At 39.8% G+C, this 26,087-nt stretch carries 36 protein-coding genes; 12 read left to right on the top strand and 24 right to left on the bottom strand.

Annotation, left to right across the window (positions count from 1 at the left end; all coding sequences use genetic code 11):
- Positions 1 to 33 precede the first annotated feature (33 nt).
- The 6 genes from ACOZIR_RS07010 to ACOZIR_RS06985 all read right to left on the bottom strand — a co-directional run bounded on the left by ACOZIR_RS07010 (position 34) and on the right by ACOZIR_RS06985 (position 5,163).
- Positions 34 to 1,689 (bottom strand): M14 family metallopeptidase, encoded by a 1,656-nt coding sequence (locus ACOZIR_RS07010; RefSeq protein WP_421535538.1) that lies wholly within the window; start codon positions 1,687 to 1,689, stop codon positions 34 to 36.
- 186 nt (positions 1,690 to 1,875) lie between these two features.
- Complete coding sequence (locus tag ACOZIR_RS07005) at positions 1,876 to 2,055, bottom strand: hypothetical protein (protein WP_045290954.1); 180 nt, start codon at positions 2,053 to 2,055, stop codon at positions 1,876 to 1,878.
- A 212-nt stretch (positions 2,056 to 2,267) separates the two neighbouring features.
- Complete coding sequence (locus tag ACOZIR_RS07000; protein ID WP_045290956.1) at positions 2,268 to 2,852, bottom strand: hypothetical protein; 585 nt, start codon at positions 2,850 to 2,852, stop codon at positions 2,268 to 2,270.
- A 179-nt stretch (positions 2,853 to 3,031) separates the two neighbouring features.
- Complete coding sequence (locus tag ACOZIR_RS06995) at positions 3,032 to 4,111, bottom strand: DNA alkylation repair protein (RefSeq protein WP_045290958.1); 1,080 nt, start codon at positions 4,109 to 4,111, stop codon at positions 3,032 to 3,034.
- Positions 4,112 to 4,113: 2 nt separating this feature from the next.
- Positions 4,114 to 4,596 (bottom strand): GNAT family N-acetyltransferase, encoded by a 483-nt coding sequence (locus ACOZIR_RS06990; RefSeq protein ID WP_045290960.1) that lies wholly within the window; start codon positions 4,594 to 4,596, stop codon positions 4,114 to 4,116.
- Between the two features lie 81 nt (positions 4,597 to 4,677).
- On the bottom strand, positions 4,678 to 5,163 hold the full coding sequence (locus ACOZIR_RS06985; RefSeq protein ID WP_045290963.1) for a hypothetical protein: 486 nt from the start codon (positions 5,161 to 5,163) through the stop codon (positions 4,678 to 4,680).
- 237 nt (positions 5,164 to 5,400) lie between these two features.
- Here ACOZIR_RS06985 and ACOZIR_RS06980 point away from each other — a divergent pair, with 237 nt between their 5' ends.
- Positions 5,401 to 5,718: a GerAB/ArcD/ProY family transporter gene (locus ACOZIR_RS06980; protein WP_237758405.1), complete on the top strand. Its 318-nt coding sequence runs from the start codon at positions 5,401 to 5,403 to the stop codon at positions 5,716 to 5,718.
- A gap of 74 nt (positions 5,719 to 5,792) precedes the next feature.
- Positions 5,793 to 6,260 carry a hypothetical protein gene (locus ACOZIR_RS06975; RefSeq protein WP_045290965.1) on the top strand — a complete coding sequence of 156 codons (468 nt, stop codon included), beginning with the start codon at positions 5,793 to 5,795 and terminating at the stop codon, positions 6,258 to 6,260.
- 87 nt (positions 6,261 to 6,347) lie between these two features.
- On the opposite strand, the gene ACOZIR_RS06970 is transcribed toward ACOZIR_RS06975, so the two are convergent.
- From ACOZIR_RS06970 to ACOZIR_RS06935, 8 genes are all read right to left on the bottom strand, one after another.
- Complete coding sequence (locus ACOZIR_RS06970; protein WP_237758406.1) at positions 6,348 to 7,673, bottom strand: MFS transporter; 1,326 nt, start codon at positions 7,671 to 7,673, stop codon at positions 6,348 to 6,350.
- Entirely contained in the window at positions 7,660 to 9,294 is a 1,635-nt protein-coding gene (locus tag ACOZIR_RS06965) for a PEP-utilizing enzyme (RefSeq protein WP_045290967.1), read from the bottom strand. The genes ACOZIR_RS06970 and ACOZIR_RS06965 overlap by 14 nt, the downstream gene beginning before the upstream one ends.
- A 22-nt stretch (positions 9,295 to 9,316) precedes the next feature.
- Positions 9,317 to 10,210: a PEP/pyruvate-binding domain-containing protein gene (locus tag ACOZIR_RS06960; RefSeq protein WP_045290969.1), complete on the bottom strand. Its 894-nt coding sequence runs from the start codon at positions 10,208 to 10,210 to the stop codon at positions 9,317 to 9,319.
- A gap of 218 nt (positions 10,211 to 10,428) precedes the next feature.
- Positions 10,429 to 10,674: a hypothetical protein gene (locus ACOZIR_RS06955; RefSeq protein ID WP_034264415.1), complete on the bottom strand. Its 246-nt coding sequence runs from the start codon at positions 10,672 to 10,674 to the stop codon at positions 10,429 to 10,431.
- The gene (locus ACOZIR_RS06950; protein WP_045290972.1) at positions 10,649 to 12,208 is read right to left on the bottom strand and encodes a sodium:solute symporter family protein; all 1,560 of its coding nucleotides are present in this window, start codon (positions 12,206 to 12,208) and stop codon (positions 10,649 to 10,651) included. Before ACOZIR_RS06950 ends, ACOZIR_RS06955 begins: the two co-directional genes overlap by 26 nt.
- Positions 12,209 to 12,481: 273 nt before the next feature.
- Positions 12,482 to 13,177 (bottom strand): FadR/GntR family transcriptional regulator, encoded by a 696-nt coding sequence (locus ACOZIR_RS06945; protein WP_016765006.1) that lies wholly within the window; start codon positions 13,175 to 13,177, stop codon positions 12,482 to 12,484.
- 226 nt (positions 13,178 to 13,403) lie between these two features.
- Positions 13,404 to 14,033 carry a CPBP family intramembrane glutamic endopeptidase gene (locus tag ACOZIR_RS06940; protein WP_045290977.1) on the bottom strand — a complete coding sequence of 210 codons (630 nt, stop codon included), beginning with the start codon at positions 14,031 to 14,033 and terminating at the stop codon, positions 13,404 to 13,406.
- A 104-nt stretch (positions 14,034 to 14,137) separates the two neighbouring features.
- The gene (locus tag ACOZIR_RS06935; protein WP_045290979.1) at positions 14,138 to 15,067 is read right to left on the bottom strand and encodes a hypothetical protein; all 930 of its coding nucleotides are present in this window, start codon (positions 15,065 to 15,067) and stop codon (positions 14,138 to 14,140) included.
- 114 nt (positions 15,068 to 15,181) lie between these two features.
- Between ACOZIR_RS06935 and ACOZIR_RS06930 the strand changes: the two genes are divergently transcribed.
- From ACOZIR_RS06930 to ACOZIR_RS06920, 3 genes are all read left to right on the top strand, one after another.
- A complete protein-coding gene (locus tag ACOZIR_RS06930; RefSeq protein ID WP_045290981.1) occupies positions 15,182 to 15,682 on the top strand; it encodes a GNAT family N-acetyltransferase in 501 nt (166 codons plus the stop codon).
- Between the two features lie 73 nt (positions 15,683 to 15,755).
- The gene (locus tag ACOZIR_RS06925) at positions 15,756 to 16,445 is read left to right on the top strand and encodes a YoaK family protein (protein ID WP_045290983.1); all 690 of its coding nucleotides are present in this window, start codon (positions 15,756 to 15,758) and stop codon (positions 16,443 to 16,445) included.
- Between the two features lie 138 nt (positions 16,446 to 16,583).
- Positions 16,584 to 16,772: a hypothetical protein gene (locus tag ACOZIR_RS06920; RefSeq protein WP_080890141.1), complete on the top strand. Its 189-nt coding sequence runs from the start codon at positions 16,584 to 16,586 to the stop codon at positions 16,770 to 16,772.
- 22 nt (positions 16,773 to 16,794) lie between these two features.
- Here ACOZIR_RS06920 and ACOZIR_RS06915 read toward each other — a convergent pair whose 3' ends face one another.
- Positions 16,795 to 17,004: a hypothetical protein gene (locus ACOZIR_RS06915; protein WP_045290986.1), complete on the bottom strand. Its 210-nt coding sequence runs from the start codon at positions 17,002 to 17,004 to the stop codon at positions 16,795 to 16,797.
- Positions 17,005 to 17,056: 52 nt separating this feature from the next.
- Complete coding sequence (locus tag ACOZIR_RS06910) at positions 17,057 to 17,815, bottom strand: DeoR/GlpR family DNA-binding transcription regulator (protein ID WP_310877980.1); 759 nt, start codon at positions 17,813 to 17,815, stop codon at positions 17,057 to 17,059.
- Positions 17,816 to 17,979: 164 nt separating this feature from the next.
- Here ACOZIR_RS06910 and ACOZIR_RS06905 point away from each other — a divergent pair, with 164 nt between their 5' ends.
- Entirely contained in the window at positions 17,980 to 18,855 is an 876-nt protein-coding gene (locus ACOZIR_RS06905; RefSeq protein ID WP_310877981.1) for a Cof-type HAD-IIB family hydrolase, read from the top strand.
- 116 nt (positions 18,856 to 18,971) lie between these two features.
- On the opposite strand, the gene ACOZIR_RS06900 is transcribed toward ACOZIR_RS06905, so the two are convergent.
- On the bottom strand, positions 18,972 to 19,937 hold the full coding sequence (locus tag ACOZIR_RS06900; RefSeq protein ID WP_045290988.1) for a 2-hydroxyacid dehydrogenase: 966 nt from the start codon (positions 19,935 to 19,937) through the stop codon (positions 18,972 to 18,974).
- A 126-nt stretch (positions 19,938 to 20,063) separates the two neighbouring features.
- On the opposite strand from ACOZIR_RS06900, the gene ACOZIR_RS06895 reads away from it, so the two are divergent.
- From ACOZIR_RS06895 to ACOZIR_RS06885, 3 genes are all read left to right on the top strand, one after another.
- Positions 20,064 to 20,546 carry a DUF2500 domain-containing protein gene (locus ACOZIR_RS06895; protein ID WP_045290989.1) on the top strand — a complete coding sequence of 161 codons (483 nt, stop codon included), beginning with the start codon at positions 20,064 to 20,066 and terminating at the stop codon, positions 20,544 to 20,546.
- A 153-nt stretch (positions 20,547 to 20,699) separates the two neighbouring features.
- A complete protein-coding gene (locus tag ACOZIR_RS06890; protein ID WP_152640837.1) occupies positions 20,700 to 20,897 on the top strand; it encodes a hypothetical protein in 198 nt (65 codons plus the stop codon).
- Positions 20,898 to 20,974: 77 nt separating this feature from the next.
- Complete coding sequence (locus ACOZIR_RS06885; RefSeq protein ID WP_045290992.1) at positions 20,975 to 21,415, top strand: DUF5391 family protein; 441 nt, start codon at positions 20,975 to 20,977, stop codon at positions 21,413 to 21,415.
- Here the strand turns inward: ACOZIR_RS06885 and ACOZIR_RS06880 are convergent.
- Positions 21,378 to 21,554 carry a hypothetical protein gene (locus ACOZIR_RS06880; protein ID WP_421535537.1) on the bottom strand — a complete coding sequence of 59 codons (177 nt, stop codon included), beginning with the start codon at positions 21,552 to 21,554 and terminating at the stop codon, positions 21,378 to 21,380. The genes ACOZIR_RS06885 and ACOZIR_RS06880 overlap by 38 nt on opposite strands.
- A 127-nt stretch (positions 21,555 to 21,681) precedes the next feature.
- Positions 21,682 to 22,293: a transglutaminase-like domain-containing protein gene (locus ACOZIR_RS06875; protein WP_310877991.1), complete on the bottom strand. Its 612-nt coding sequence runs from the start codon at positions 22,291 to 22,293 to the stop codon at positions 21,682 to 21,684.
- 138 nt (positions 22,294 to 22,431) lie between these two features.
- Between ACOZIR_RS06875 and ACOZIR_RS06870 the strand changes: the two genes are divergently transcribed.
- Positions 22,432 to 23,064 carry a LysE family translocator gene (locus ACOZIR_RS06870; protein ID WP_310878057.1) on the top strand — a complete coding sequence of 211 codons (633 nt, stop codon included), beginning with the start codon at positions 22,432 to 22,434 and terminating at the stop codon, positions 23,062 to 23,064.
- A gap of 166 nt (positions 23,065 to 23,230) precedes the next feature.
- Positions 23,231 to 23,371 (top strand): hypothetical protein, encoded by a 141-nt coding sequence (locus ACOZIR_RS06865; protein WP_013058226.1) that lies wholly within the window; start codon positions 23,231 to 23,233, stop codon positions 23,369 to 23,371.
- 87 nt (positions 23,372 to 23,458) lie between these two features.
- On the opposite strand, the gene ACOZIR_RS06860 is transcribed toward ACOZIR_RS06865, so the two are convergent.
- The 3 genes from ACOZIR_RS06860 to ACOZIR_RS06850 form a co-directional block, all read right to left on the bottom strand.
- A complete protein-coding gene (locus ACOZIR_RS06860) occupies positions 23,459 to 23,872 on the bottom strand; it encodes a DUF5301 domain-containing protein (RefSeq protein WP_340141864.1) in 414 nt (137 codons plus the stop codon).
- Between the two features lie 31 nt (positions 23,873 to 23,903).
- Positions 23,904 to 24,068 (bottom strand): hypothetical protein, encoded by a 165-nt coding sequence (locus ACOZIR_RS06855; RefSeq protein ID WP_340141863.1) that lies wholly within the window; start codon positions 24,066 to 24,068, stop codon positions 23,904 to 23,906.
- 158 nt (positions 24,069 to 24,226) lie between these two features.
- Positions 24,227 to 24,427, bottom strand: coding sequence for a helix-turn-helix transcriptional regulator (locus ACOZIR_RS06850; RefSeq protein ID WP_045290996.1), 201 nt, complete (start codon positions 24,425 to 24,427; stop codon positions 24,227 to 24,229).
- Positions 24,428 to 24,669: 242 nt separating this feature from the next.
- Between ACOZIR_RS06850 and ACOZIR_RS06845 the strand changes: the two genes are divergently transcribed.
- Positions 24,670 to 24,801, top strand: a complete 132-nt coding sequence (locus ACOZIR_RS06845; RefSeq protein ID WP_272946317.1) for a hypothetical protein — start codon at positions 24,670 to 24,672, stop codon at positions 24,799 to 24,801.
- A gap of 22 nt (positions 24,802 to 24,823) precedes the next feature.
- Here ACOZIR_RS06845 and ACOZIR_RS06840 read toward each other — a convergent pair whose 3' ends face one another.
- Positions 24,824 to 25,324: a GNAT family N-acetyltransferase gene (locus ACOZIR_RS06840; RefSeq protein ID WP_340141862.1), complete on the bottom strand. Its 501-nt coding sequence runs from the start codon at positions 25,322 to 25,324 to the stop codon at positions 24,824 to 24,826.
- Between the two features lie 119 nt (positions 25,325 to 25,443).
- A complete protein-coding gene (locus ACOZIR_RS06835) occupies positions 25,444 to 26,061 on the bottom strand; it encodes an acetate uptake transporter (RefSeq protein ID WP_045291003.1) in 618 nt (205 codons plus the stop codon).
- Between the last annotated feature and the right edge of the window lie 26 nt (positions 26,062 to 26,087).

The raw sequence follows: 26,087 nt of genomic DNA, 5'->3' as shown, positions 1-26,087 counted from the left end.
AAAAAGCGTGAAGCCAGGCTCCACGCTTTTTCATTATTTACGGGATTCTTTTTGCAAAGGCGATTTTTCAATGGAACGCGTAAACCGGTAAACATCAAGTTCTTGTCCTACTTCTGAAGGCAAATACCCAAACGTTGTGAAGCTGTCCACGGATTCCGGCTCAAGCGATAGAGACAATAAATTGTTTTGCGGCTGAGATGTTAAAAAGACGTAGCTTCCTTTTGGAAACGTTACTGTTTTTGGCTTAACGATTGTTTGTACGTCTACATTTGGTTTGTTTTCGTAGGCTTCATTTTCAATGCGGCTGCTGACCGAATACGCTTCTACTGAAAGAGCCGTTTCTTTCGTTAACTTGAAGCCTTTTACGCCTTGTCCCTGCAGTTTTGCTGCTAACTCTTCATGTCCTGGTTTTAAAAGATAAGCAGTGGGGCGTTCGCGGACAAGCGTCGGCGTTGCTTTCTTTGCACTGTAGTACGTCACAGGAATTTCTTTAACAGACGCGCTTTCCACATCAACCATTTCTACCGTGGAGTTTGGTATTTTTTTATTTTCACTGTTCACCACAATTGGATCATGGTCATTTGCATTTTTGCCTTTTTTGACAAGCGCCGCTTTTTCTTTTGCAATCAGCGCTTTAATTTGTTTGGCGTGAGCGGCTGTTTGCGTAATCAGCTTTTCTTGCGTAGCAATTTGTGCACTCACTCGCCGCGGAAAATCTTCTCGGCCAATGCCGATTCCTCTGCTTTCCACTAAAAATGAAAACGACGGATACAGACCTAATGAGTTTCGGCCGATTCGCGGTTCAACTGAGCCTTCTTCTACTTCAAGCTGCCCTTGTTTATTCACTTGAGACGTATAGTATACTTCTCCTGAATACCCTTGCTTTTCAATGGCTGTAAGCGTACTGTTCACAAACAGCTCATCGGACACGTCTCGAATATTCTGCGGAATATTTAAGTTTCGACCAGACTGCAGTAAAATGTCGTCACACTTCCACACGCCTTCTTTACCGATATTTTTAAGCCCGCTGCTATATGGCGTATATTCATGAGCGTCAATCACGACTTCTGGTGAAAAACGGTTAAATTCAGCTCGTACGCTCTGCACTTCCGGGCTTTCAAGCTTTATGTAGTCGCGGTTTCCATCTAAATTATTCGCTAGCTGACGCTTGAATGCATAAGATCCGTCTGGATTAATGCGCGGTACAATGACGATGTTCACTTTATTTAACACATCTTTTCCAAAGTCTTCTGTCAAACGCGTCGCAACGGCGAGTACGGATTCACCGCTTGCCGGTTCATTTCCGTGAATTTGACTTTGAAGCCAAATCGTTGGCTTTTTGGATGTCTTTCCATCAGCAAATTTCTTTTCCTTTGAAAAGTACAGTGCCGGAATGTCTCGTCCTTGCTGTGATTTACCGATAATCTTCAGTTTTACATACGGACTTTTATGAGCAAGCTTTTGAACATAGCTCATCATTTCTTCTTGCGTCGTAAATGCGTCTTGTCCTTTTGTAAATGCCGGCGTTGCTTCATTCACCTTTATTTCTGGATAAAGCGCTTTAATGTTTTCCGGCTGACTATAGTCTTTTCCGTAATAAGGCATATCAGCTTGTACCCCAAGCGGCGACAGCAATAATCCAATCGACAAAATCGCCGGCACCGCTGTTCGTTTTACAGTTTTTTTCATACATTTACTCCTCCCCATCCCCTTGATTAGACATTTTAAATTTTTTAAATATTTAAAATGTTACATAAATAATTATACCGTTTAAGGAAATAACTTCAAGATAGGGGCGCTGAACCTTTTTGACTAATTTGGTGTATCAAATGAGTGTATTTATATAAAAAAGGATTGAGACATAACAAAATTAATTCAACCTGAAGACAAATAATCTGGATTAACAATTCTGACCTCTTGTTCGACCGCTGTTAATTTCCGTGCAAGGCTTCGCTTTCCGCGGGCGGCCGATGAGCCTCCTTGTCGCTTGCGCTCCTGCGGGGTCTCACCTGTCCCGCTTTTCCCGCAGGAGTCTTCGCTTTGCCCTCCAATCAACTACTAGAAGAAACGAAACACACCAAACTATATTCACCATAAGAAAAAAACAAACCACTCTTCAAACATGTTAATCAATGGTTCATTTTCCACTACGGCTAAAATACATTTGGCCCAGCCTCTCTTTTATGTATGAACTGCTATAAACTTTAGCCCTTCATTGAGCCCGCACTATCCGTAATTTAGCTGCACATACTCCATGCAGCTATTAATCATTTCTTTACAGATTCTAGCGTTTCTAAATCATATCGACCAATTTCTTTGTTATTTCTTGTGATGACGAGCTTTCCATGCCTCGCAGCCTCTTGGAGCTCTTTTAATTTCTGATTGGAAGGAACCAGAGGCATTTCTTTGTTTTTAACAGTCGCTCCCAGGTCGTAGTGCACATCGACTTTTCCTTTTTTCATATAGTTAAACTCTTCAATTCCCATACCTGTGCCGAATTGATCATGCTTCTCATCAAATACGTTAACGCCTACCGTATTGATAGATGCTTTCTTTAAATCTTCATTCGGTATAATTTTAGCTTCTATTTCGTCTTTATCATTTTGATAGAATTTATGCTGGCCCTGCTGTTTCATTTTAAATTCATAATAGAGCGCTTTTGGTTTTACGTCGACCATTTTTCCTTTATCATCTTCTATACCGATTTTTCCAATTAGATTCGAATCATCCGTTATCTTAACTTTCACTTTTTGAATGCTATAGCCGTCCTCTTCTTTGCTAGCAGAGTTTGAGCACGCTACCAATGATACTGCTAATAAAGCACTCGATATGCCCATAATAAACTTCTTCACTTTACCACTCCTTAAGGATTAATATACCATAAAAGGAATTTAAATGGATGTTTTATGAACAATTTTGCAGATAAGTAAAGCGGCAGCAACCTATCGACTTAAGTTTCATCACCTTCTTTATGCTTTGCAAGAGCTTCCTTCCATAGAAATATAAAAAAACTCTCTCCATCAGGAAAGAGCTACTCGATCACAAAATCCGCTTCTGCTTTTACCACTCCGTTTACAATAACAGAAAGCGAATGCGTACCGCTGTAATGTTTTCGTGTACTTAAATCTTTAAACGCATGCTTTTTTGTGACTGTAAGCGTTTGGCCTGCTTTTGCTTGAACATTTTTCAGCATAAAGACTTTTTGAGTGCGGTTTCCTTTTGCTTTTACGTAATGAATTCCGTACTCTATGCGAAGCGGCATGTTTTTTTCCACGGATAGTTCAAATGAAAAGTCGATGCTATCACCGATTGTAATCGTATGGGGATGTAAGCCAAGGCCTGTGACAATTACGCCTGGGTCATCTCCATAGCCAAAAAGAGAAAGGGCTTCAGGATCTCCTTTTTTCAGCAGTGAACGGCACGCATGTTTAACAATCCAGTCGGTTTTAGCGTCTTTTCCGTACCAGCTTTTTATCACATCAAGCATCCAGTCTTTCTCTATGTAAGAAATATCATTTAAATGATTGGCTACGCTTTTGCGGACATATAGCGATTCATCGCATTTTAACTGTTCTAAAATCGGCAGCGTTTGCTTCGGCTCCTGCTTTAACGCAGGTACTGATTGCCCCCATGGAAGTCTAGGACGACTCCCTTCGCTTGCTAATCGGCGAATATGATGATTTTCATCTCCCGCCCACTCAATCATTTGCGCAAGCATTCGATTTGTATCTTGAATTAAAAACGGACGCACCGCAAATTCTGATGTGGAAAACGGCGTAAAAAACGCGAGTGCTTTTATGGAAGCTTCCCAAGCGTTTAATCCGTATAGTTCCACGTAATCTGGAAAAATCGTGCCTTGAAGCCCTCCTACCGTTGGAGCTGCTTTATATAAAATATGAAGTGCTTCTTCATAATCCGCCGGCAGCACTTCATGCATGGAAAGCGTAATTCTTCTCATGCGCTCTTTCAGCCCTAAGTCTTCCCAGTCCTGTTGAAAAACCAGCTCATGAAATGCTTTTTGATCAAATGAACTCCTTTCACGTGAAAAAGCGTCGCTCAAGTAGGTAATCAACTCTTCATTAAATACGCTTTTACGTAACTCTTCAGCCATACCTATCCCTCTTTTCCAGGTAGTATTTTATTTTCTTCCGAATAAAGCGCCCGCTCGTACATGCCTTTTTTAAAAATTTGCATAAACAGTTGCTTATTTTTAACTTCTTTAAATCCGTACTGACTGTACAAACCGTGAGCATCTTTTGTTGCCAATAAAATTTTTCGTACGTGTTGAATCGGCTGATAGCGAATCATTTCTTGTACCAATGCTTTTCCAAGGCCGTTGCCTCGCGCGTGCGGAAGAATAAACACATCCGCCAAATAAGCAAACGTCGCAAAATCGGAAATAATCCGTCCAAACCCTACTTGTTTATCACACTCATCATACACGCCAAAACAAACGGAGTGTTCAATAGACGTTTGAACAAGGTGAAGCGGAATTCCTTTTGCCCAGTATGATTCATGATGAAGGTACGAGTAGATAACATCTATATCAAGCTTTTCTTTGTTCGTATGTATCGTAAACTGATGATTTTCTTTCATGCTGCATCCTCCTTGCTTCTCTATCATAGCACAAATGTTCGCCATAGAAAAAAGCCTTTTTGCGGTAAAAGGCTTTTTTGGTTAGTATGATATTTTTTTAGAAACAGAAGTATTTTTTCTATAGCGTCTTCCGACTATGTAAATAAGCGGACTGCCAATAATCGTAGGCAAAAACCAATAAAAAAGAGAAGGAAGCATATTTAACAGCGGAATACTGTCTCCAATATTCACAAGCAGCGCGGTAACCGCTCCGATATAAGATCCCAGCATACCGCGAATATGATGCTGAAGCCAGCTTTTCCATTTTTGCTTGCGTGCTAAGTAGCCATAAATCGCTAATCCGTATGAAAACACCGCAATATAAAATAAATAAGCAATTTCATTCCATTTCCAAATCGCTAACATGATAGCTGTAGCAGCTAGGGCTGCGTAAGCACCGTGGTACACTTCTCCCCATCTTGTATGCCGTCCTTTTTTCTTAGCCGCTAGCATGGACACCATTCCTGAAAGCAAACAAATCATTCCGAGTCCAATATGGATACTCAATATAACTTCAAATAAATCCAACGCGCTCTCTCCTTTTACGCACTTTTCTCTTATATCTTCGGCTAACGCACTTATTTTTTTAACAAAATATCCCTATTTATTTTCCAACTCTTTACTTACATGATGCATATGCTCCACGTTAAAAAGCGCATACTTGATTTTCTTTATGTATTATATTTTGCGAACGGAGCCGCGCGAGTGCTGCGTGATCTCGGCGCAATGCTTCTCACCCTCGTCTAGCCCCATACGCCACTTTTCATGCTGCCTTTAATCACTGGCGGCTTCTTTAAAATTGGTCTGTTTTTCTACGCCACTGTGCTGGGCCTTTCTCACGTGTTTAAAATTAAACACCCGTCACCGCTTGTATTTCCAATCGGCTTGGTCATTTTGTTTTATTCATTGTCTCTTGCTCAAAACTATTTCGAACATATATATGAAAGGCTGAACATCATTCCGTTCACTTTACATCTTCCGTTTCAAATTGTCATTCCTGCTCTTTTACTCGTGATCGCATTTTTAAGAAATCGAAAAAAAGTACAGTCCGTTACTGTGAAAAATACCGCAGAAAATTCGTAGTATGTCCATTTCTCTATTGGATTTAATCTCCTAAAATTATACAATATAGTCAAGAAGCCAAAAGGAGAACCAATATGATTGGATTAATTCTTTCTATTTTATTATTTAACGTTCTTGCTTTTAAAACAAACAAGCGCTTCACAGCAAATCAAATTGTACACATTTGGATGTTCACCATTGCTGCTCAGCACATCTTTGACGTCTTTATTAATTTCAAATTTCACGGCTACTGGTATTTTACACAAGAAACAGACTGGCAAGGTATTTTTGCCTATACTGTTCTCATTCCGCCTGTGAACATGCTTTTTCTTACCTACTATCCTTTTGCCGGGAAACTCACAAAAAAAGCCGCCTACATTTTACTTTGGTCGGTTGCTGTTTTACTTTATGAAGTAGTGGCCCTTCTCCCTGCTCCATGGGGTTATTTTCACTACGGATGGTGGACGTGGTGGTATTCGCTTCTGCTAAATCCGCTGTTGTTTTGGATGGTGGTGCAGTATTACCGGTGGGTGTGTAAAATTGAAAAAAGAGCGATCACTTAAAAATAGAATAGCCTTTGGACAAGCACATCATCATTTTCAGCACGCGCAATAAAACGAATATCTGCTTCTCCGCTGGCTATTCTTTTTTTATTTAAAAGCGTCTTTGGACAAGGAAACTTGCTTTTCTTTTTCTTTTCCAACTAACGACACAAGGAAACCTGCTATTCCAGCTATACATAGAGTCACCAATAAACCGGTAGTACCTACTAACAAGCTCACCGCAGCTGACGCTAACATTCCTCCAATATAACGAAAAGTGGAATAAATGCCCGATGCACTGCCTGATTGCTCCTTTTTGACAGACTGAATATTCATAGCCTGCATAGATGAAACACCGATTCCTGCTCCCACTCCTCCTACTAATAAAGATACAATTGTATAAGAAATGGATGCATTCGCTAAGTGGAAATAAAGCATCGCCGCAAGCAGTGAAATAAGAAACGATAATCGGATCGGATGTTCTTTCCCTACCTTTTCTGCTAACAATCCTCCTAGCCACGAAGAAATAGACATGGCTAACGAAAAAAAGAAAAGAAGCAAACCAATTAACCGAATATCATACTGCTTCTCTAGCAAAAGCGGAACAAACAAAATGGTACTATACATCATAAAATTACTGCATAGAATAGAAAGATTTGAAGAAAAAAAAGGACGAACCTTAAAAAGCTTAAAATCAATCAGCGGCTCTTTGACTTTGCGTTCTTGCACAATAAAAAGAACGATAGACGCTATGCATATAAAAATAGTCCAAGCATTAAACAAATCACGGTGCGTCAGCATTAGCGTAAAGCTCGTCATGCTTACTCCAAGCAATAAAGCGCCCCCTATATCCAGCGTTTTTGCTTTTTGTTTTATGGTAGACGGCACGTATATAGATGAAAAAATTAACGACAGCACAGCAAAAGGAACGTTAAACCAAAAAATCGACGTCCACCCAAGATACTTAATTAAAAAAGCACCTAATACAGGCCCTACAGCTGCGCCTAGCCCCATTGATAATCCAAATAACCCAAGCGTTCTTCCAAGCTTTTCTTTTGGTAAACTGTGTCTCATAATGGCTGTTGCGTTAGGCGTGGCTAATGCACCTCCCAATGCTTGCAGCGTTCGAAAGACTGTGAGCGAAAGTAAGTTATATGAAAACACACAGGCGGCAGATCCTATTAGAAAAATAATCATTCCAGCTACAAACATGTTCTTGTTTCCATATAAATCACCAAGTTTCCCCGCAATGGGCTGAGCAACTGCCATCACAATTAAATAGATCGTTACCACTACTGATACATGTACGATGGAAAGATGAAGTGCTTTGGCAATAGACGGCAAGCCTACCGCAATCATAGTGGAATTAACGGGAATTAAAAAAGTTCCCGTTAAAATAGAAAAGATAATCAAAAACGGCTTACTGCTGTTCAATCGTCACCACTCCGTTGGTTCCGTCTACGGTAATAACATCTCCGTCTTTTAGTAGATCCACGGCTACTTTTGTGCCAAGAACCGCTGGGAGTTTATATTCACGAGCCACTGTTCCTGCATGAGATAAAATTCCTCCTGCATTGGTTACAATTGCGCCAGCAAGCGAAAATAACGTGGTCCAAGCGGGTGCTGTTGTTTCACATACAAGAATATCTCCTTGTTCAAGCTTAGAAAATTGACTTGGATCTGAAATGATTTTTACCACTCCCGTATAAACACCTCTTGAAGCGGCACTTCCTTTAAAGATTTTTTGCGTTTCATCTACTTCTGGAGGCCCCATTTTTCCGAATACCCGCTCCAATAAAGGATCTTCTCCTGTTTGAGGAGGCGTTCCATAAGCAGGAGGCGTTTTTTTATGACGATTTTCTTCAAACTCCTGCTTTCTATTGTCGATAAGTTCATGAGATGCCACGGGTTTTTTTAATACTTCCAGCAATTCATCGTAATAAAAATGAAAAATATCTTCAGGCTGATGAATCACTTGGTGGTCAGCTAAAAGAGTTCCGACATTTAGCAAAAACAGTCTCGCTGTAGCAGGCAGCATCGCATCGATATAAAAATGATGATCTTCATCCAACCCCCATGCCTCCAAAGCCCATCCATAAAACAGCTTAAACTGTTCTTTTTCTTCGCACTCCGGCATTTTTGCGAGTACATCACGATAGCTTTCTTCTCTCTTTTTTACGACGTCTTCATAATTTTTCTTGAAGTCGTAATCTTTACGCACATAGCCAGCAATAATTGATAGCGCATGTAAAGGATTCTCTACCCACGTCTCATCAATAAACTCGTGCGAATTTGCGGAACGATAGCCATACTCATTCAAAAAGCTTTGCAGATTCTTTAAAAATTCTCTGCCTTCAGCCGTGCCTAATAGATTTGCTTCTATTTCTTCTGACTTCTGCTCGGTAAAAGCTTGTTTTAACGGGCCGGAATGCTTTACCGTGTCAGTTAGTTCCCACAGTGCTTGATCACTTTCAAGTGACTTGTTCATCACGCCTTCCAGCAAATCATATACATAAGCCGTATTCGTGTCTCCGGTCAAGTTTCCATATAGCTCTTCTAAAACCATTCCTAAATCATTTCTCGGCATGACGATTTCAAAGTGAAGCTGCCAAGCTTTTTTATAAAAATCATGCAGCTCTTTTACTTTTTCTTCTGCTTCTTTTAAAGATAAAGAACGTTCTGCATTTCTTTTGACTTCCGTATAAAAAGGTAAAAATACCTCATCAACGTACTCGTATAATCTAGGTTTAAGTCGAGGTAACAGCGGCTTAACTGCTTCCTGATGCTCTTTTAAGCGATCGTTTACGTCACCGGGAAACGGGATATTTTGCTGGTACATTTTTCCATCGGCTAATTTCACTACAAATTGATAGATGGGCAGTTTTAACGTTTCAAAACCATGCTTTGTTCCATAAGTCATTGCCGGAAGCTGAAAAGAGGCGTATAGAGGACTCAATGCATGCGCAATATGTAAGTTGTCTTGTACCCAAAACCCCGTTTGTTTTTCTTCCTCACTTAAAAATAAGTCGTTTTGAAATGCAGATAACACGTTCATTTGATTTCCCCTTTCCTTTTCATTATGCGGTAACTGGTCTTACTTGAAGCAAATAAATATGTTCATTTTTTATAGCAAATTCAACGTCTACAGCATACTGACAATACTGCTCTACTTGATTCGTCAAATGAAGCAATTGTAATGCTGTTTCATCTGATATAGAAAATTCTTTTTTTTCTTTATCCGTTGTCACAGCTTTTGTTATTCCTGTAAAACCTGACACTAGCTTATACTCTTTTAATCCTAGTTCTTTCATTATATTCTTTGTCTGTTTATGAATAATAAATAAATCCGGCGTAACACCCCCTGATACGATTCCCTCTCCTAAGCCGTACGCCACGTTAATGACCACTTCATCTTCACTTTCTGTAATAGGGTTTACGCTAAAAATCACACCGGATACATCGGCTTCAACCATTCCTTGTACAAGGACACCCATCTGGGGATTAGAAAGCGAAATTTCTTTATCTTCGGCATACGCTTGAACCATGGATGAAAAATAAGAAGCCCAGCATCTTTTTATACTTGTCAAAAGTTCTTCTCTGTTTCTTACATTTAATATCGTTTCATACTGTCCGGCAAAAGACGCATTCTCCAAATCTTCAAGTGCGGAAGAAGACCTTACGGCTACGGCTTTTACACCAGCATCCTGAATATTGGCATACGAAGAAACAATTTCTTTTTGCAAAGCTAAAGGAAAGGTGCCGCTTTGAATCTTCTTTTCTATGACGCTGCTATCTTCTGCTTTTATTTCTATTTGGTTAAACGTTAAAAATGAAAGCAACGCGTGAGATGTTAAAACAAATCCTTTAGGGATATGAGAAACGTGCTGAATCATTTTTGAGAGATTGTAGGCTTTTGAACCTACTGTTTGAAGTTCTGCATAACATGCTTTTTCTAAAGAGACGATGTGCAATCACTTCACCTCCTTTCATTTATGTCAAAGACAATCAAATAAAACAGGATAATCCCATTTAAACCCATAATGTAGTTTTATAGAGTTAAGTCTACCTTACCAAAAATTAACATAACTTTAAATATCTTTACAAAAAAATCACAAACCATATTCACTAGAATATGATTTGTGATTTTTTTTATAACTAACACATTTGAAATTCGTATCGTTTTGACAAATTAAACTGTATCTCTATCCTTCTTCTCCCTCACAAACTCCACCACAGGCCCCACAATAATACAAATCCCTGCGATAATCAGCCAGCCAAACGCAAGATACGTCCAGCCTTTAAAAAAGGAAAGCGTGTATTGATAGCCCGTTAAAAACATCACGCCTGGAAACAAGAGGACAAATAAGAATGTAAGTCCCAGCGCCCAGCGCGTACATAGCTTTGCGTCTTTATTTAACTGTTGTTGTGGATCCATACGCCACTTCCTCCCTTAATGGTTCATCTCCGTGTTCATCAAAGCTTTTAAATTTATCTTTTAGTTCATCAAAGTCAAATTCTTTTTTAGCAAGTAAGCCGTGTCCAATCGATATGACCCCGCTGATGATAAAAACGGTAGAATTTCCAATAAGCATTGGATACAGTCCGCCAAGGGCTTCTACGTTAATGTGACCGTTAATCAAGTAAGCAGATGTGTTCCATGCGACAACGCCTCCGATCATTCCTAACAGCGCACCATAGAATGCACCTGTGTTCGTCGCTTTTTTCCACATCAGTCCAAGCGTAACGGGAATAACGGCTCCGCTGACGAAAATACCCATGGCCATATACACAAACCCAAGGCTAATTCCTAAGTAAAACAGTAAAATGGACAACACGCCCATCGCCAGCCCGAAGCCAAGCGTCACTTTTCGCGACGTGCTTAAGATTTTTTTACTGCTTGCTTTCGGGTTGATAGAACGCAGGTAAATGTCCGTTACGATAATATTGGTAATCGCGGTTAATTCAGCTGCTCCTGTCGACATTACTGCCATAAACAGCATCGTTAAAAACAAAATAGAACCTAGATTTCCCAGCACGTGTGACGCCATAACCGGTGCAATGGAATCTGGTGAATCAACGGCAATTCCAAGACCAGCCGCGCTTACGCCAAGGAAAGTGGCAACCGCAAATGGAATCGAAAACCAGGCAATTCCGCCGTAAATATACGCTTTTGAAGCAGCGCTGTTTTTACTTGCAATAGCACGCTGCCAGTAAGCTTGATCCACAAAGACCGTACCAAAGTTCCCGATAATATTAATCATTCCAAACAAAAGCCCCGGCACCGATGCCATCGTAAGCATATGCTGTGACTGAGGCAGATTTTTCAACCCTTCGTACACGCTTGTTACGCCGAACTTATAATAGACGGCAGCAGCAAAAATAAATAAAATAACGAAAATAAAAACGGTGTTAAAATAATCAGCAACAAATGAGGCTTTTAAACCGCCAATCATGGTGTAGATTGTAAACGTAAGAGGAATTAAAAAAGCGGCAACAAAAATATTCATTCCGGTAAGAGAGTTTAAAGCAATGGCTCCTCCTAAAATAACCATGGCGGTCACAATAATATTTGTCATAAGCGCAAAACCAAGCATTAAACGATGATTTTTCACATCGAAGCGCTGTGCAATAAATTCTAAAAACGTATGAGCGTTCGGTGCTTTTTTCTTCAGGTTAATCGCCACAATGGCAAACAGCAAAATTTGAATGCTTGCTCCCGCTGCGTACCAATACGGTCCGCTAATTCCGTACTGATAGCCTGTGGAAGAAGACATCATTAACGTAGCGGCCCATGTCCATGCAGCAATAATGGATGCACTCGCCAGCCCAACGCCTACATTTCTTCCGGCTGTACTAAACTGCTCAGCCGTCATTTCCTTTCCTTGACGGCGCTGCATCATGATTGTGACGGCTGTAAAGCCTCCTCCAAAAATCAGTAAAATCAAATACCCGACGCTTGATGAAAGCATCTTATCCCTCCTCTTCCTCTTAATGTTACATTTACTAACATTAATATGTAAATAAAAGTAACATTTGTTAATAAAATACCACGTCGTAAAATTATTAACAATACTGTATTTTCTGATTATTAAAGAGTATAATTAAATATTTTCTCCATTCACACACAAAAAAGCCGGCACATTCGCACCGGCTTAAGCGTAAATTTTCGTTTTTAACACGTTTTATTTCCTTACATGAACGAAATAATAAAAAACGATAGCCACAGGGGCTATCGTTTTTTATTATTGAGATACCATTACTTTTTGGCGAACGTGCTCCAAGTGATCACGAACCGCTTCTGCTGCTTCTTCTGGGTCTCCATTTTTAATCGCTTCAAAAATACGCTCATGGTCGGCATCGGTTTGCTTGCGATTTTCTTTTTGGCTTTTATTTAACGAATAAGCAAGCGCTTTTCGATACAAATGGCCTAAATCTTCTACGGCATGAAGAAGGAATGAATTATGAGCTGCTTTCACGATATCATGGTGAAAACGATAGTCCGCTTCATGTCCAATTTCTTCACTGTTGTGAACCGTCTTTTTAAATGCTTCTAACGATTCTTTAATTTCAATCAACTCTTCATCTGTACGGCGCAGCGCGGCTAAGCTTGCTGCCTGCGACTCAATGATAATACGCATTTCAATTAATTCAAGAACCTGATCTGCTTCAACCATTTCAAACGTCATTGGATCAAGCATGCCCACTAAGTTTACACGCTTTACGTAGCTTCCTCCGCCTTGTCGTGATTCAATCAAACCACTGGCAGAAAGAACGCTTAGCGCTTCACGAATTGGTGCGCGGCTCACTCCAAACATTTTTGACAGTTCATGTTCCGACGGTAAACGAGACTCTGGCGGGAACGTTTTCTCTTTAATCATCTTTTTTAATTGATCAAGCACTTGACTAGACACTTTTTTACGCTCAATAGGTACAAACATACTTCTATTCCTCCTCCAAGTAATTATCTCTCTCTCTTTTTTATAGTGTTCATCGGCTCCAGTATAACTGTGTGCATTCCGATTTATGTAAACGCTTCAATCTTTGTATTACAAGTATACATTATTTCAATTCAAATGTGTTGATAAAATTTTACTATTATTGTTATTATACCATGAAAACAAGTTATAAATGAATAGCGATTCATGGTTTTTTGATATATTACCTTTATCTTACATATAATCCGTATACAATCATAATCGCCGCATCCGCTAGCGCATGGCTGATGATGGACCCTTTGATGCCATATCGCTCTCTTATATACGCCCACATCATACCTGCTGAAAAGACGCCTATTACCGAGATCACATTAAACGGAAATACGAAAACAGGGAGGATAATGAATACGTGATAAAGCGTATAAAAGCTTGATGTAACAATGATTGAAGCAAGTACAGAAACATGCTTTTTCACTTTATTTTGTATATACATCCGCCAATACATTTCTTCTAAAACAGGATTAATAAAAATCAAAACGACGGCTAAAACGGTAACTTTCCACCCGCTAAATCCCCATATTTGCAAAACCGCTTGCATATCTTCTTCATGAAAGATTTTACCAGAAAAAAGCAGGCTGCTTCCAATTATCACAGCGGCACATAGAACTCCGCTCAGAGTTCCCACATACAGAGATTTTTTTGTAAGCGCTACCTTAAAGTTAATTTTATTATTCGCATATAAAATCATAAACATCCAGCCGTAAAAGCAAACAAATGTTACCAACACATTTTGGATAAGCCACAAACCGAAAAAAACAAAGATTATAGGCATGAACAGCAAAAACAAAAATTTTATCATGTTTATGGCGCACCTTCTTTAAAAGCGGCTTTTCTTTTACCAAGTAAACTTTTCGTATTCAAAAGGTTTACTATCTTTTATCTTATAAAAGTCCCGTGTTATTTTCAATTATTTTTTAATTCTTGCTCCAGTTCACGAAGACTTTCCGCAAGCTTTTTCTTTTCTTCTTCAAAGTGAGCATCGTCTTTAAAAGCTGGAGTTAAAGGCGCTGCCTCTTCATTTTCTCTTAGCCAATCCGGCGTCAATTCTTTGCGAACAACACGCTTTTTATTAGCGTAGGAAATCGGCTTTTCAGTCTGTTGACTCGCTAGCGTACGCTGTGATGTTACATAATGCTTATAAAAAAGATGCTGTTTGATATAGGCAAACGCTCGAATGGTATCGCCGCTGTATTTAGGCACGTAGTGATCAAATGCTTCATGCAGTCCTGATAGCGCCGTTTCTATTGGTATTTCGCTTTTTGCGACTTCGTACATATGCTTTAAATCACTGGCTGAAGGATACATCCCTCGGTTTCTTCTAGCAATAAAAGCGGCTTCCAACGTTTGTACGTAAGCGTCATGCGCGTCTTCTTCTTTTTTTATGTGATTTGTATTTTTTGCTGTAGTCTCTGTTAATGACGCCGTCACTGTGACCGGCTCCGCTGCTTCAATTTGACGATTCCCTTCTGTCAAATTGACATCTTCGAGCTCTTCAAATTCATCGCTTGGCAGGAGCTTCTCTAATTTTTTGTAATCAATCCGGTACCAAACGGTGTTGTTAAATTTAGAGCGGTTGTACTTTCCTTTTATAATTAACCCTTCTTTTGCAAGCTTTGAAATGATGCGTTGAATCGTTGAAAGCGACCAAAACGGAAACTGCTGCAGCCACTGCTGATTTGTATTGTACACCCATTTATATCCGTCCTGCACGTTTGTGCTTTTTTCAAGCCAGTAGTGAAGCTGCTGAAGAAACAGCGCTCCATTCACTCCTACTTTCACTGCAAGCGCCGGCAGTACAATTAACGGCTGATCTTTTAATAATAATTTACTCACTACGTCATCTCCTTTGTTATATAAAATAGCTACTATATATATACAAAGAAAATGAAAAATCGGGGATGGCACTCTTAAAATTATGTTAAAATATAGAAAAAACGAGGTGGTCATATGATACGTCAAGGTAGAGTCGGTGATGAAGCAGGGATTGCAAATGTACACGTAGAGAGCTGGAAATCGACTTATAAAGGAATTGTTCCGGATTCTTTTTTAAATTCATTGAACGCTGAAAAACGAAAGCCGATCTGGAAAAAGCAGCTGGAATCAAATTCTGTTGTCGTTGCAGAAGAAAACGGTCAAATCGTAGGCTTTGCTTCCTATGGCAAAGAAAGAACGAACAAGTATCCTTCCTATACGGGAGAACTGTATGCCATGTATTTACTCACAGAGCATCAGCGAAAAGGAATTGGAAAAGCGCTTATGCATAAAATAGCGCAAGAGCTGGGAGACCAAGATATACATACGATGCTCACATGGGCTTTTGAAGAGAACGGCGCCTGTCAATTTTACGAAGCGCTTGGCGGAAAAAGAATCGATCGCGCTGACGTTATCATTGATGGTACATCTCTGTCTGAAGTGGCTTTTGGATGGGACACGCTTAAAAATTTGTAGGACAACTCTCTGGACAGATTTTTTTCTTCACGGTAAACTGTTTAGTTGGTATAAAAAGAAAGGATGATTTACCGTGACGAATTTTACTTATCGAAACATTATTTTGCTCGTTCTTTGCGTAACAGCAGGTATTGTCGATGTAATTGGCTACTTAAGCCTTGGCCATATCTTTACCGCAAATATGACGGGAAACATCGTGCTGCTCGGGTTAGCAATCGGAAACTCTCTTGAAACAACTGTTTTTCATTCCCTCACAGCTCTAGGAGGATTTAGTGTAGGAGTTATAGGCGCCGCAATCCTAGTTGGAAACAAAGAAAAAACATTTTGGCCTAAAGCCGTAACGATTGCGCTTGGACTAGAAGGATTACTTTTACTTGTTTTTGCACTTTTATCTTCGTTTTCTCCTTCTTTGCACGTAACTTATTTATTTATTTTCTTATTAAGCTCAGCAATGGGTCTTCAAACAACGGCTGCTCGAAAGCTTGGCGTAGCCGGAATTTCTACAACCGTATTAACGGGGACGCTTGCTAATTTCTTTGAAGACGTAACGGCACGTTTGCGCAGCCCTCGCTACCGCAAAACGTTTAACACCGATGCCATTCTTCGCGCGCTGTCTCTTGTATTTTACTGCTTTGGCGCTGCTATCGCCGCACTTGCAGAGCCAGTTTATAAATTTGAAATTATTTGGCTGCCAATTGTGATTCTGTTAGCCATTATCATTTTTGTCAGTACGAAGTTTCGTTCTGATTCAGAAAAAAAATAATAAAACGAGGCTCGGAAAAAGGTATTTTAGTCAAAGGAAAATCCGAACGAGTTTGGTTCTTGATTGAGAATCAAATTTGTTCGGATTTTTATTATTAGTAGTATAGTGAACGTTTATATATGTAGCAGCTTCTAGCTGTTGATTGGAGAGCAAGACGAAGACTCCTGCGGGAAAAGCGGACTAAGTGAGACCCCGCAGGAGCGAAAGCGGCGAGGAGGCTCACCAGCCGCCCGCGGAAAGCGAAGTCTTGCACGGAAATCAACAGCGGTGTTACAAGCGAACATACTAGATCATTTATCCAATTTGTTCGCCTTTAGATTATATTGATTCAGTTATGTCTCAAGCTTTTTCATTTTTCCGCTAGTGCCGCTAAAACGCCAAAAATAATTGCCGCTACAGGTCCTACAATCAATAGTCCAATTAAAATCGATCGTATAGCTTCCCATAATGACCGCAAAGGACTTTCCTTAGACTCTGCTTTTTCCACTCTTTCCTCTAGGTGTTCGACTCTTTGCTGAAGCTTCGCTAATTCCTGCGTAACATCTATTTGTTCGCTCATCGCTCAAGCTCCTTTTTACTCTACATTACCATATCCTTCCTTACTAACACTACTATTTATTTGTGATTACTTCAATGCCGATTTCGCGGTAAGCATTTAACACGGTTTCGTTCACATGTTCTTCTGTAATGAGCCAATCTAGTGAGTTTGCTGAGCTGAACGTGTACGTTGAAGACGTATTGAGTTTTTTTGCTGTTACAACAGCCGCTACTTCACTCGCACTTTTAATCATTTGGCTTTTAATGTGCATTTCTTCAAGCAAAGGAATGCTCATACCGATTTTAGGATCGATTGCGTATACGCCTAAAAAACAAAGATCCGCTCGAATTTGTTTAAGCGTATCAACCACGCTTTGTCCTACCGTGACCATCGATTCTTTTCGAAACGTTCCTCCAAGAGAAACAACTTCTACAAAGTCATGTTCCGCTAATGCAACGGTAATTAACGGACTGTTTGTAATAACCGTAACGTTTAAATTCTTTGGAAAAGCTTTGACGAGCTGAATATTTGTTGTACTTCCGTCCATCAAGAGCACCTGCCCGTCTTTAATTAACGGAAGCGCCGCTACGGCAAGTGAATGCTTAACATCCATCAATTCACGTTTTCGCTCTTTGTAATCAACCGCAGACGTTGAACGAGGAAGCGCTCCTCCGTGTACGCGCTGCAGCAGACCAAGCGCGTCCATTTCCCGCAGATCTCTGCGGATTGTATCTTCTGAAACATTCAGCGTTTGGCTAAGCGTCGTAGCAACAATTCGGCCTTCTTTTTCAAGCAAATTCATAATTTGTTTGCGTCTTTCTTGTTTTAACATTGCTTGTTCACCTGTTTTCTTTCTGCTTTTTACTTTATTATACTCGTTTCTTTTGTAAAAACAACGAAAAAACGCTTGATTATCAGTGTTTTTTCGTTTATTGTAGGGTAAACAAGATAAAACACGTAAAAACAAGTAATAATAATTAAAGGGAGAGATAGTTTATGAAGATGATTTTTACAGACTTAGATGGAACTCTTTTAAATAGCAGCAGTGAAATTAGCACAATTAATGCAGAAGCAATTAAAAAAGCGCAAAAACACGGAGTTGAAGTCGTGGTGGCTACAGGGCGCGCTTATTTCGACGTGCAGGAAATTTTAAAAAAAGCTGAGCTTTCCAACCTTTGGGTGATTGCCGCAAACGGAGCGACTATTCATGACCCGAACGGACAGCTCAGACATTCTGTTCCAATTGATGCCCACCACGTAAAAGAAGCGCTTCAGTGGCTGGATGCAAACGAATTTTATTATGAAGTGTTTGCAGAGCATGCAATTTATACGCCAAACTCAGGCCGAGAGCTGCTGGCTATTGAAATTGACCGGGTAAAAAGCGCCAATAAAAATGTGGACGAAGAAAGACTTCATCACGCTGCCGCTAAGCAGTACAGCCAAACGGGATTTGCCTTTGTTGCATCGTATGAAGATATTTTAAATACAAACGCGGAGCTTTATAACGTATTAGCTTTTTCATTTGATGATGAAAAACGAAAAAAAGGCTGGGATCACTTTAGCAAGCAGCACGACATGACGCTTGTCTCTTCCGCTGATCATAACTTTGAACTCGAACACAAAGATGCGTCAAAAGGAAACGCATTAACATACGTGGTAAAAGAGCTCAGCGGCTCTCTTCACGATACCATTGCCATTGGAGACAGCTTTAACGACGTATCGATGCTGCAAACGGCTGGAAAAGGAATCGCTATGGCAAATGCGCACGCAGAAATTAAAGCGCTAGCTGATGACGTTACATTAACGAACGATGAAAACGGCGTAGCTTCGGTTATTGAAAAAGTGTTAGAAACACAGCTGGAAGCACATTAAAAAACCGCTTGGCGTATGCCAAGCGGTTTTAAATGGTCATGTGGTAAATACCGACAAACCAGCTGAACAGCGAAACGAAAAAATAAGCTGTGATGCTTTTAACAAAAAATCTTTCCTTACTTATAATTCACTTCTTCATTCACACACGTCACTAAAGGCTTTTTCTCAAGACCTAAAAGCAAGTTCTGTACAGCTAGATCTGCCATTCGATTGCGCGTTTCGTACGTAGCGCTTCCAATATGCGGTGTTACTAACACATTTGAAAGCTGCAGCAGCTTGTGATCTGCCGGAAGCGGCTCTGGGTCTGTTACGTCTAGTGCAGCATACGCAATTTCTTCATGTTTCAGCGCTGCGTACAGTGCTTCCGTATCCACTAATCCCCCGCGCGCTGCGTTTACAAAATACGCACTGTTTTTCATTGCTTTAAATTCCGCTTCTCCGAACATGCCCTTGCTTTCATTTGAAAGCGGCACTAAGCATACGATACAGTCAGCTGTGTGAAGAAGCTCTTCAAACGAAAGGTACACGGCATCAAGCTCTTTTTCGGCTTCATGCTTGCGGCTTCGATTGTGGTAAACGATGTTCATACCCGATGCCTTTGCTCGTCTGGCAACGGCGCTTCCAATATCGCCCATCCCAACAATACCAAGCGTTTTTCCAAATAAATCGATGCCAAATACCGTTTCCCAGTTTCCTTGTTTCACTTTTTCATAGCCTTCATGAATGCGGCGAGCTGCTGACAATAAGAGACCAAACGTTAAATCAGCCGTTGCTTCTACTAGCACGCCCGGCGTATTGCTAAACGGCACGCCTTTTTTGGTGCACGCTTCGACATCAACACTGTCATACCCGACGCCTGATTGAGAAATAACGCGCAGGTTCGGGGCTGCTTCTAACAGCTCTTCATCCACCGTAATGTGGCCGATATTAAAAAAGCCGTCGGCATCACGAAGCCAGTCGCGCAGCGTTTCTTGTGGAATCTTTCCTTCTCCTTCCCACATTTGAATATCGCAGTGCTCCGCTAGCTTTTCGTAAGCGTTTGGCCACGTCTTTCCAGACATAACAACTTTGTATTTCCCCATGTTGATCTCTCCTTTTCCTTGTTCACTCATATGTATGAATAGTAACTAGCTATCCTATCACAAGACTACTATAAAGATGAAACTTTTTCCATTCAGGAATCGTATTTATAGTAAGGGGGAATACGAATGTTTGAAGATGAAATGATATTTGAAGATGATCCGTCCGGAGATGACATTGTTTTTGAAGGTGATGCTGACCTAAGCGGAGGCGCTTTTTTTCCAGACGATGCGTTATTTAACGGAATGCCTACGTTTGTTATGCTATTTTTTGTTATTGTTATTGGTATTTTCTTATTTTCTATTTTTAAAGGAATCAGCACGTGGAGCAAAAATGAGCAGTCTCCCCGTCTATCTGTAAAAGCAAAAATTACGGGCAAACGGACAAACGTCCAACGCCATGGCGGTCACGCTCACGAACATCACCACTCTCACACGTCTACAACTTACTATGTAACCTTTCAGTTTGAAAGCACCGACCGCTCTGAATTTACTGTTTCAGGCAGCGAATACGGCAAGCTTGCAGAAGGCGACGAAGGAATGCTGACGTTTCAAGGAACTCGTTTTTTGGATTTTCAAAGAAATCTCAGTGAAGAACATACAGATACCTAGGTTATGACCTCTTGCTTTTAGAGGTCTTTTTTACTAGAATGAGGCATTTATACAGCAAACGACCTATTTGTGCCCTTTTTACATTTTACAAGAACGTTATTTAATACAAAAACATACCGTGTAACACATTCATTTAAACAGGCAGGTGATTTTATGTATTCTCCTTATTCAGGCAGCGGCATCTACTACGGACATTACGGAGAAGCCCCTCATTCACACCCTATTCAAACAATACTGACGCAATACTGGCACGAAACCCACTATCCAGGTCCACACAAGAAATATGTACACGTGTATTATCTTAACCCGGCTTCTCTTCATTATTATCCAGCCTATCGAATATTTTTGTAAAAAACTGGTGATTAACACGGTTTTATATTGTAAAATTAATCCATATACTTTTTATTTGGAAAGGAGGTTAACAAACAGTGCGCAATTCTAAAATAAAAAATAGTGTGGCGATCACCACTTTGCTTTCCGCCCTATTTTTCTGCTCTATCATAGTTCTTGGTTCGCTTTCTCCTCTAGCAGATTCTGGCCCCAACGTCAACACGTTCGGTTCAGTTGGGATGGGGTTATCTCTTGGCATGATTCTGTTTTTATATCTGTTGCCTTTAGCATTTTATCTGCTGGGAATGCGTTTCTTAAAATTTGTGATGGCTGCTTTTTGCAGCATTGGACTTTTAATCGCTGCTAGTACTCTATTACTAATGCCAGCTCTGTTTTTATTTGGATTAGGAGATTTCTCAGGAAACTTAGCTTCCATCATAGGTGTAATGATTTCTTGTTTAGGCTTACTGATCACGAATATTGTGTGGTTTGTTGCTGCGTTTAAAAGACCGTCAGCCACCGTGCAGGAAAGCGTTTAAAATGGTTAAGAGATGGCATACTAATTCCAGTTAAAGACGAACAAATTGGAGAGATGAGCTGAACCGCTTGTGACACCGCTGCTGATTTCCGTGCAAGACTTCGCTTTCCGCGGGAGTCTTCGTCTTGCCCTTCAATCACCAGCTAGAAGCAGCCACATACATGAAACTATCAATAAAAAATCCGAACGAATTTAATTCTCTATTACGGTTCTCCATTCATCGTTCGAATCTTCCTTCAACTAAAATACGTTTGTCCCAGCCTCTTTTTATAGCTCGGTAGGCAAGTAGTGCAAATACATATCCAAGCAGTCTTCGTGCTGAGACAACACGTCCATTGTTTCTTTACGAGGTTTTGTATAAATAGTCGCATAGTCTACTTCACCCTGTGTAGGATTTACTGGAAAAGCCAGTTTTTCTTTTTTCAGCGAAAAGTCGGCCTGCACTCCTTCTTTATTTCCTCTCGCGTCTAATCGAATCCATTTCTCCTCACTTTTGATGTAGACAGCATTTAACGCATGAATACAGTAGCCGGTGTCTATTGTATCTCCAAGGATTAATCTTTGATAACAAAAGCCTGTTGGAATTCCTTCTGCACGCAGCAAAGCAGCTAATAGATTACACTTGCTGTAACAAATCCCTTCCTTTTCTTTTAAAGCCTCTGAAGCCGTTTTTGTGATGATTCTGCTTTGAATATCCCATGAATGAGAAACTTCATCTCTCACAAACTCATACGCTTTTTTTATGTAAGCTAGTGAAGAATGAGGCAAGCCGCTTTTGAGTTCACATACCTTTTGTTGAATTAAAGGATTTGTAAAATTCACTTCAGGAAGTTCTTGCGTGTAGTCTTCTTTTTCCAACGATTCACAAATTAATTTCATTTACTTTTTTCCTCCTCTATATTCACTACATGTTTTTTTATACATAATATTGAATTTTATTGCATAATTTTGTATAATGAAAGACCACTTAAACGGAAAACGATAGTAGATACGAGATTGAAAGAGGTTTTGTTTTTGGTGACGTTATTTTTAACAAATGTGCTGCTCGGTCTTTCGATTGCCCTTCCCGTTGGAACAGTGACAATTGAAATGACAAAACAAGGTTTGAAAAACGGGTTTCTTCACGGATGGGTTGTTGGACTCGGAGGCATGACGGTTGATTTATTATTAATTGTGCTGCTTTACTCTGGACTAGCTTCTTTTTTATCGGCTCCTTTTATCCAGCTTATGATGTGGCTTGTAGGGGCACTTTTTTTACTTTATATTGGCTATGACAGCATTAGACACGCAGATCATGACATAACGGCTCCTGGAGAACACGTAAAAAAGTCGTTTGCCTCTTCTTATGTGAACGGAATCTTTGTTGCCATTTCTCCTAGCAATCTCATTTTTTGGCTGAGCGTGTTTGGAACGGTGCTGACAAATTCGCTTCAATCCTCTCACTCTTTTCATTTCCTGCTGATTGCTGCCGGAATATTAACGGGAATTTTAATTCATGACCTGGGCTTAATGACAATTGTCTCTGGAACTAGAAAAGTGCTGAATCAGCTTTATATCAAATGGGTTTCTATTGCCGCTGGATGTATCTTAATCGGTTTTTCCTGCTATTTTCTCTACCGATTTATTGGGAATCTGCGCATGTACTTTTAATGTTTCTACATATTTTATGACTTGCTATATCCCCTCTTTATCTAGTATAAAGAGGGAATTTTTATAATCTAGCAGGGACTATCAGACAAAAAGTTCACAATTTCGTCACATTTCTATTGATTTTTTTCTCTTTTTATACGAAAATATAAAAAAGGGAGGAAATATCATGAAAATCAAAAAAGCACTTCGCATCTTTATTGGATCAAACGTTCTAGTATTATTAACATTTGGCCTTCTTCCAGCACTATTAGTTAACCCCGATATTGACCTAATTCAATCATTTATTAATTATATAGGAAAAGACTAATTCCGCTTTAAATAATCATAATTTTCAATCTATTATTTTTATAAAAAAAAGACAGCGCAGGCTGTCTTTTTTAGTAGGTTTACACTTTTATTTAGTTAAAAATAGCTTTTTAACATCTACTTTTTGATCTTTAACAATCGTATACGTATCCTGCTTTTTATCTTTAAAATTAAATGCTTTTATGTAATCATCATCGTAAATCGTTAAGCCGTACGCATCTTTTCCGTTTTCAACGATTCTCACCCAGTAAGACTGATCAAACTTTGGATCGAGTTCCTTGCTTTTTTTCACTTCTACTTTTGCCAAAGAATGTACGATTTGCTTTATCTCTTTTTTATCATCTACTGCACGTTTTCCTTCGTCCGTATCTATTTCAATACGCGTAACGTTTGCTTCATCTACTTTTATGACGTCTTTTAACTGATAGGCTTTCCCGGTATATGTAAAATAAAATACGACGATAAATAAAAGTGCAGCTATAATAATCGTTCTTTTTTTCAAAAGGAACCTCCTTTTCTACATCACGCTGCATTCACGTGATACACCTTTTTATTCCTCCTGTTCCGCACTCCTTTAGTAAAATACTGCCTCCTACAAGCAGGCTGTAGATTAATCTCGGAACAGGAAATATTAACGTTACCATCAACAGTAACATGCCCGTACTTGTAAGAGCTACTTCTGCAGCTCGATTTTCCATTCATTTCACCAACATCGCTTGGTAAATTTTTTATATGAAGTGATAGAAATAATATTAATCTTCTACCTACTTATGTATTGTTCGCGTATAAGACAGAATCGTCAACACGCCTACTAGGAAGATGGTCGCTTCACATTGCCTTTTTCTTTTTAACTAACTCATGATTTATGAAATAAAAACAGCTCATCTACCGTTGCTCCCAGTTTTTGGGCCATCTGGAAAGCCAGCGCTAAGCTTGGATCATACTTATTGTTTTCAATTGCATTAATCGTTTGTCTCGATACGCCGCATACTTTCGCCAGTTCATCTTGAGACATCTTTTTGCTTTTACGCAGTTCTTTAATTCGATTTTCCACCATTCATCACTCATCTCTAAAATGTAAAAAACTTTTTACATCCATATCTTATATTATTTTCCTTGTTACTGTCAAATATGTTTGACAAAGTAGAGTCTTTTACATAACTGAAATAGAGATTGGAACAAAAGTAGGTTAGTTGAAGAACAACGCGAACGAGTTTGATTAAGAATTCACCTTGTGCTAATTTTTTTATGGGTATGGTAAACGTAGGTTTCGTGTATGTAGGTGCTTCTAGCTGATGATTGGAGGGCAAGGCGAAGACTCCTGCGGGGGAAAGCGGAACAGGTGAGACCCCGCAGGAGCGCAAGCGACGAGGAGGCTCAGCGGCCGCCCGCGGAAAGCGAAGCCTTGCACGGAAATCATTAGCGGTGTAACAAGCAATTCATAGTAGTAATATTAAAGCTCCTTACTCATATTAAACCACTTCACGCCTGCATGCTGAGACTCCGCAACTCCTTGATTCACATATCCGTTTTTTTCGTAAAAAGGAATCAATTCCTCTTTACATGTTAAGGTAACCGTTAAGCGCTGTTTGTTCCGCGCTTGTTTTTCAAACTCTTTTAGCAGCATACTCGCAATTCCTTTATGATGATGCTTAGGATTTACAACGATACCCAAAATACTTTGATGACCGCCTGTCTCAGGGTTCGAAATCGTTTTTTCAAACAAATCATCCGTAATAAACGGAGCTGAAATGACGGGACCGTTCACATATCCGATTATTTCTTCATTTTCTTCGGCAATGATAAACGTATCAGGAATGGTGTTGATCCGCGTGATAAATGCATCTTTTGAGGCAGCTTCCTCAGGTGTAAATCCTTTGTTTTCTAATGTAAGCAGTTGGTTTAAATCATTTTCATGTACTTGTCTTATAATCATTGAAACGTTTCCTTTCATTAAAAACTACTATTATATATCTCTCTTTCTACTATATATAAAAATGCCCAAACAAAAAAGGATTGACCTCTGCATTATACAGAATTCAATCCTACTTCGCTTTTTAATTAACGTCTTGATTATTTGATAAATGCACCAAACGGCTTGCCCACCGGAAGCACAACTTGACCATAGTGAGTATTTAATACAGCCGCTGCAGATCCATAGAATGAAAACAGAGCGATCAATAGCTCTGATACTGCTGCTAGTAAGTGCGTGTATTCATATGCCACACCAAATGTACTTAGCGATAATCCAATAAATAAGAAATCAATTAACACAAAAATAATAAATAATACTTTATGAGTGCCCATTGCTCCAACTGTCATAAAAACGCTGAAAATTAAGTAGCCGACAAAAGCAAATGCGAGCTGCTTCGGATCCGCTTCTTTTGCGAGCGCTTCCCCAAATGCTCCAAGCTGAATAAGCCATGTCATGCCGACACCTAGCCAAAATAACCCGAAGGCACCAAAAGCCGTTGCGCCGAAGGTATTATTATGTTTAAAATCTTGCATAGACGCGATTAGCTGCCCTATCCCGCCTAAAAAAATCGCCCATGGCAATACCAATGAAACACCATCGGTTACCCCAAGCTTTTGAAACGATGCAACAAGTGTCACCATGGCAAGTCCGAATAGGCCTAGCGCTGATGGATCCGCTGTTACAATTTTAACGTGCTGCGTGCTGTTGTTACTCATGTTGTACCTCCCTGATTTTAAAAACA

The organism is Priestia sp. D3YE.R1 (genome assembly GCF_049199565.1).
GTDB lineage: Bacteria > Bacillota > Bacilli > Bacillales > Bacillaceae_H > Priestia > Priestia aryabhattai.
The sequence above is the reverse complement of the archived record's forward strand: the minus strand, read 5'-3'. Positions and strand labels throughout refer to the sequence as shown.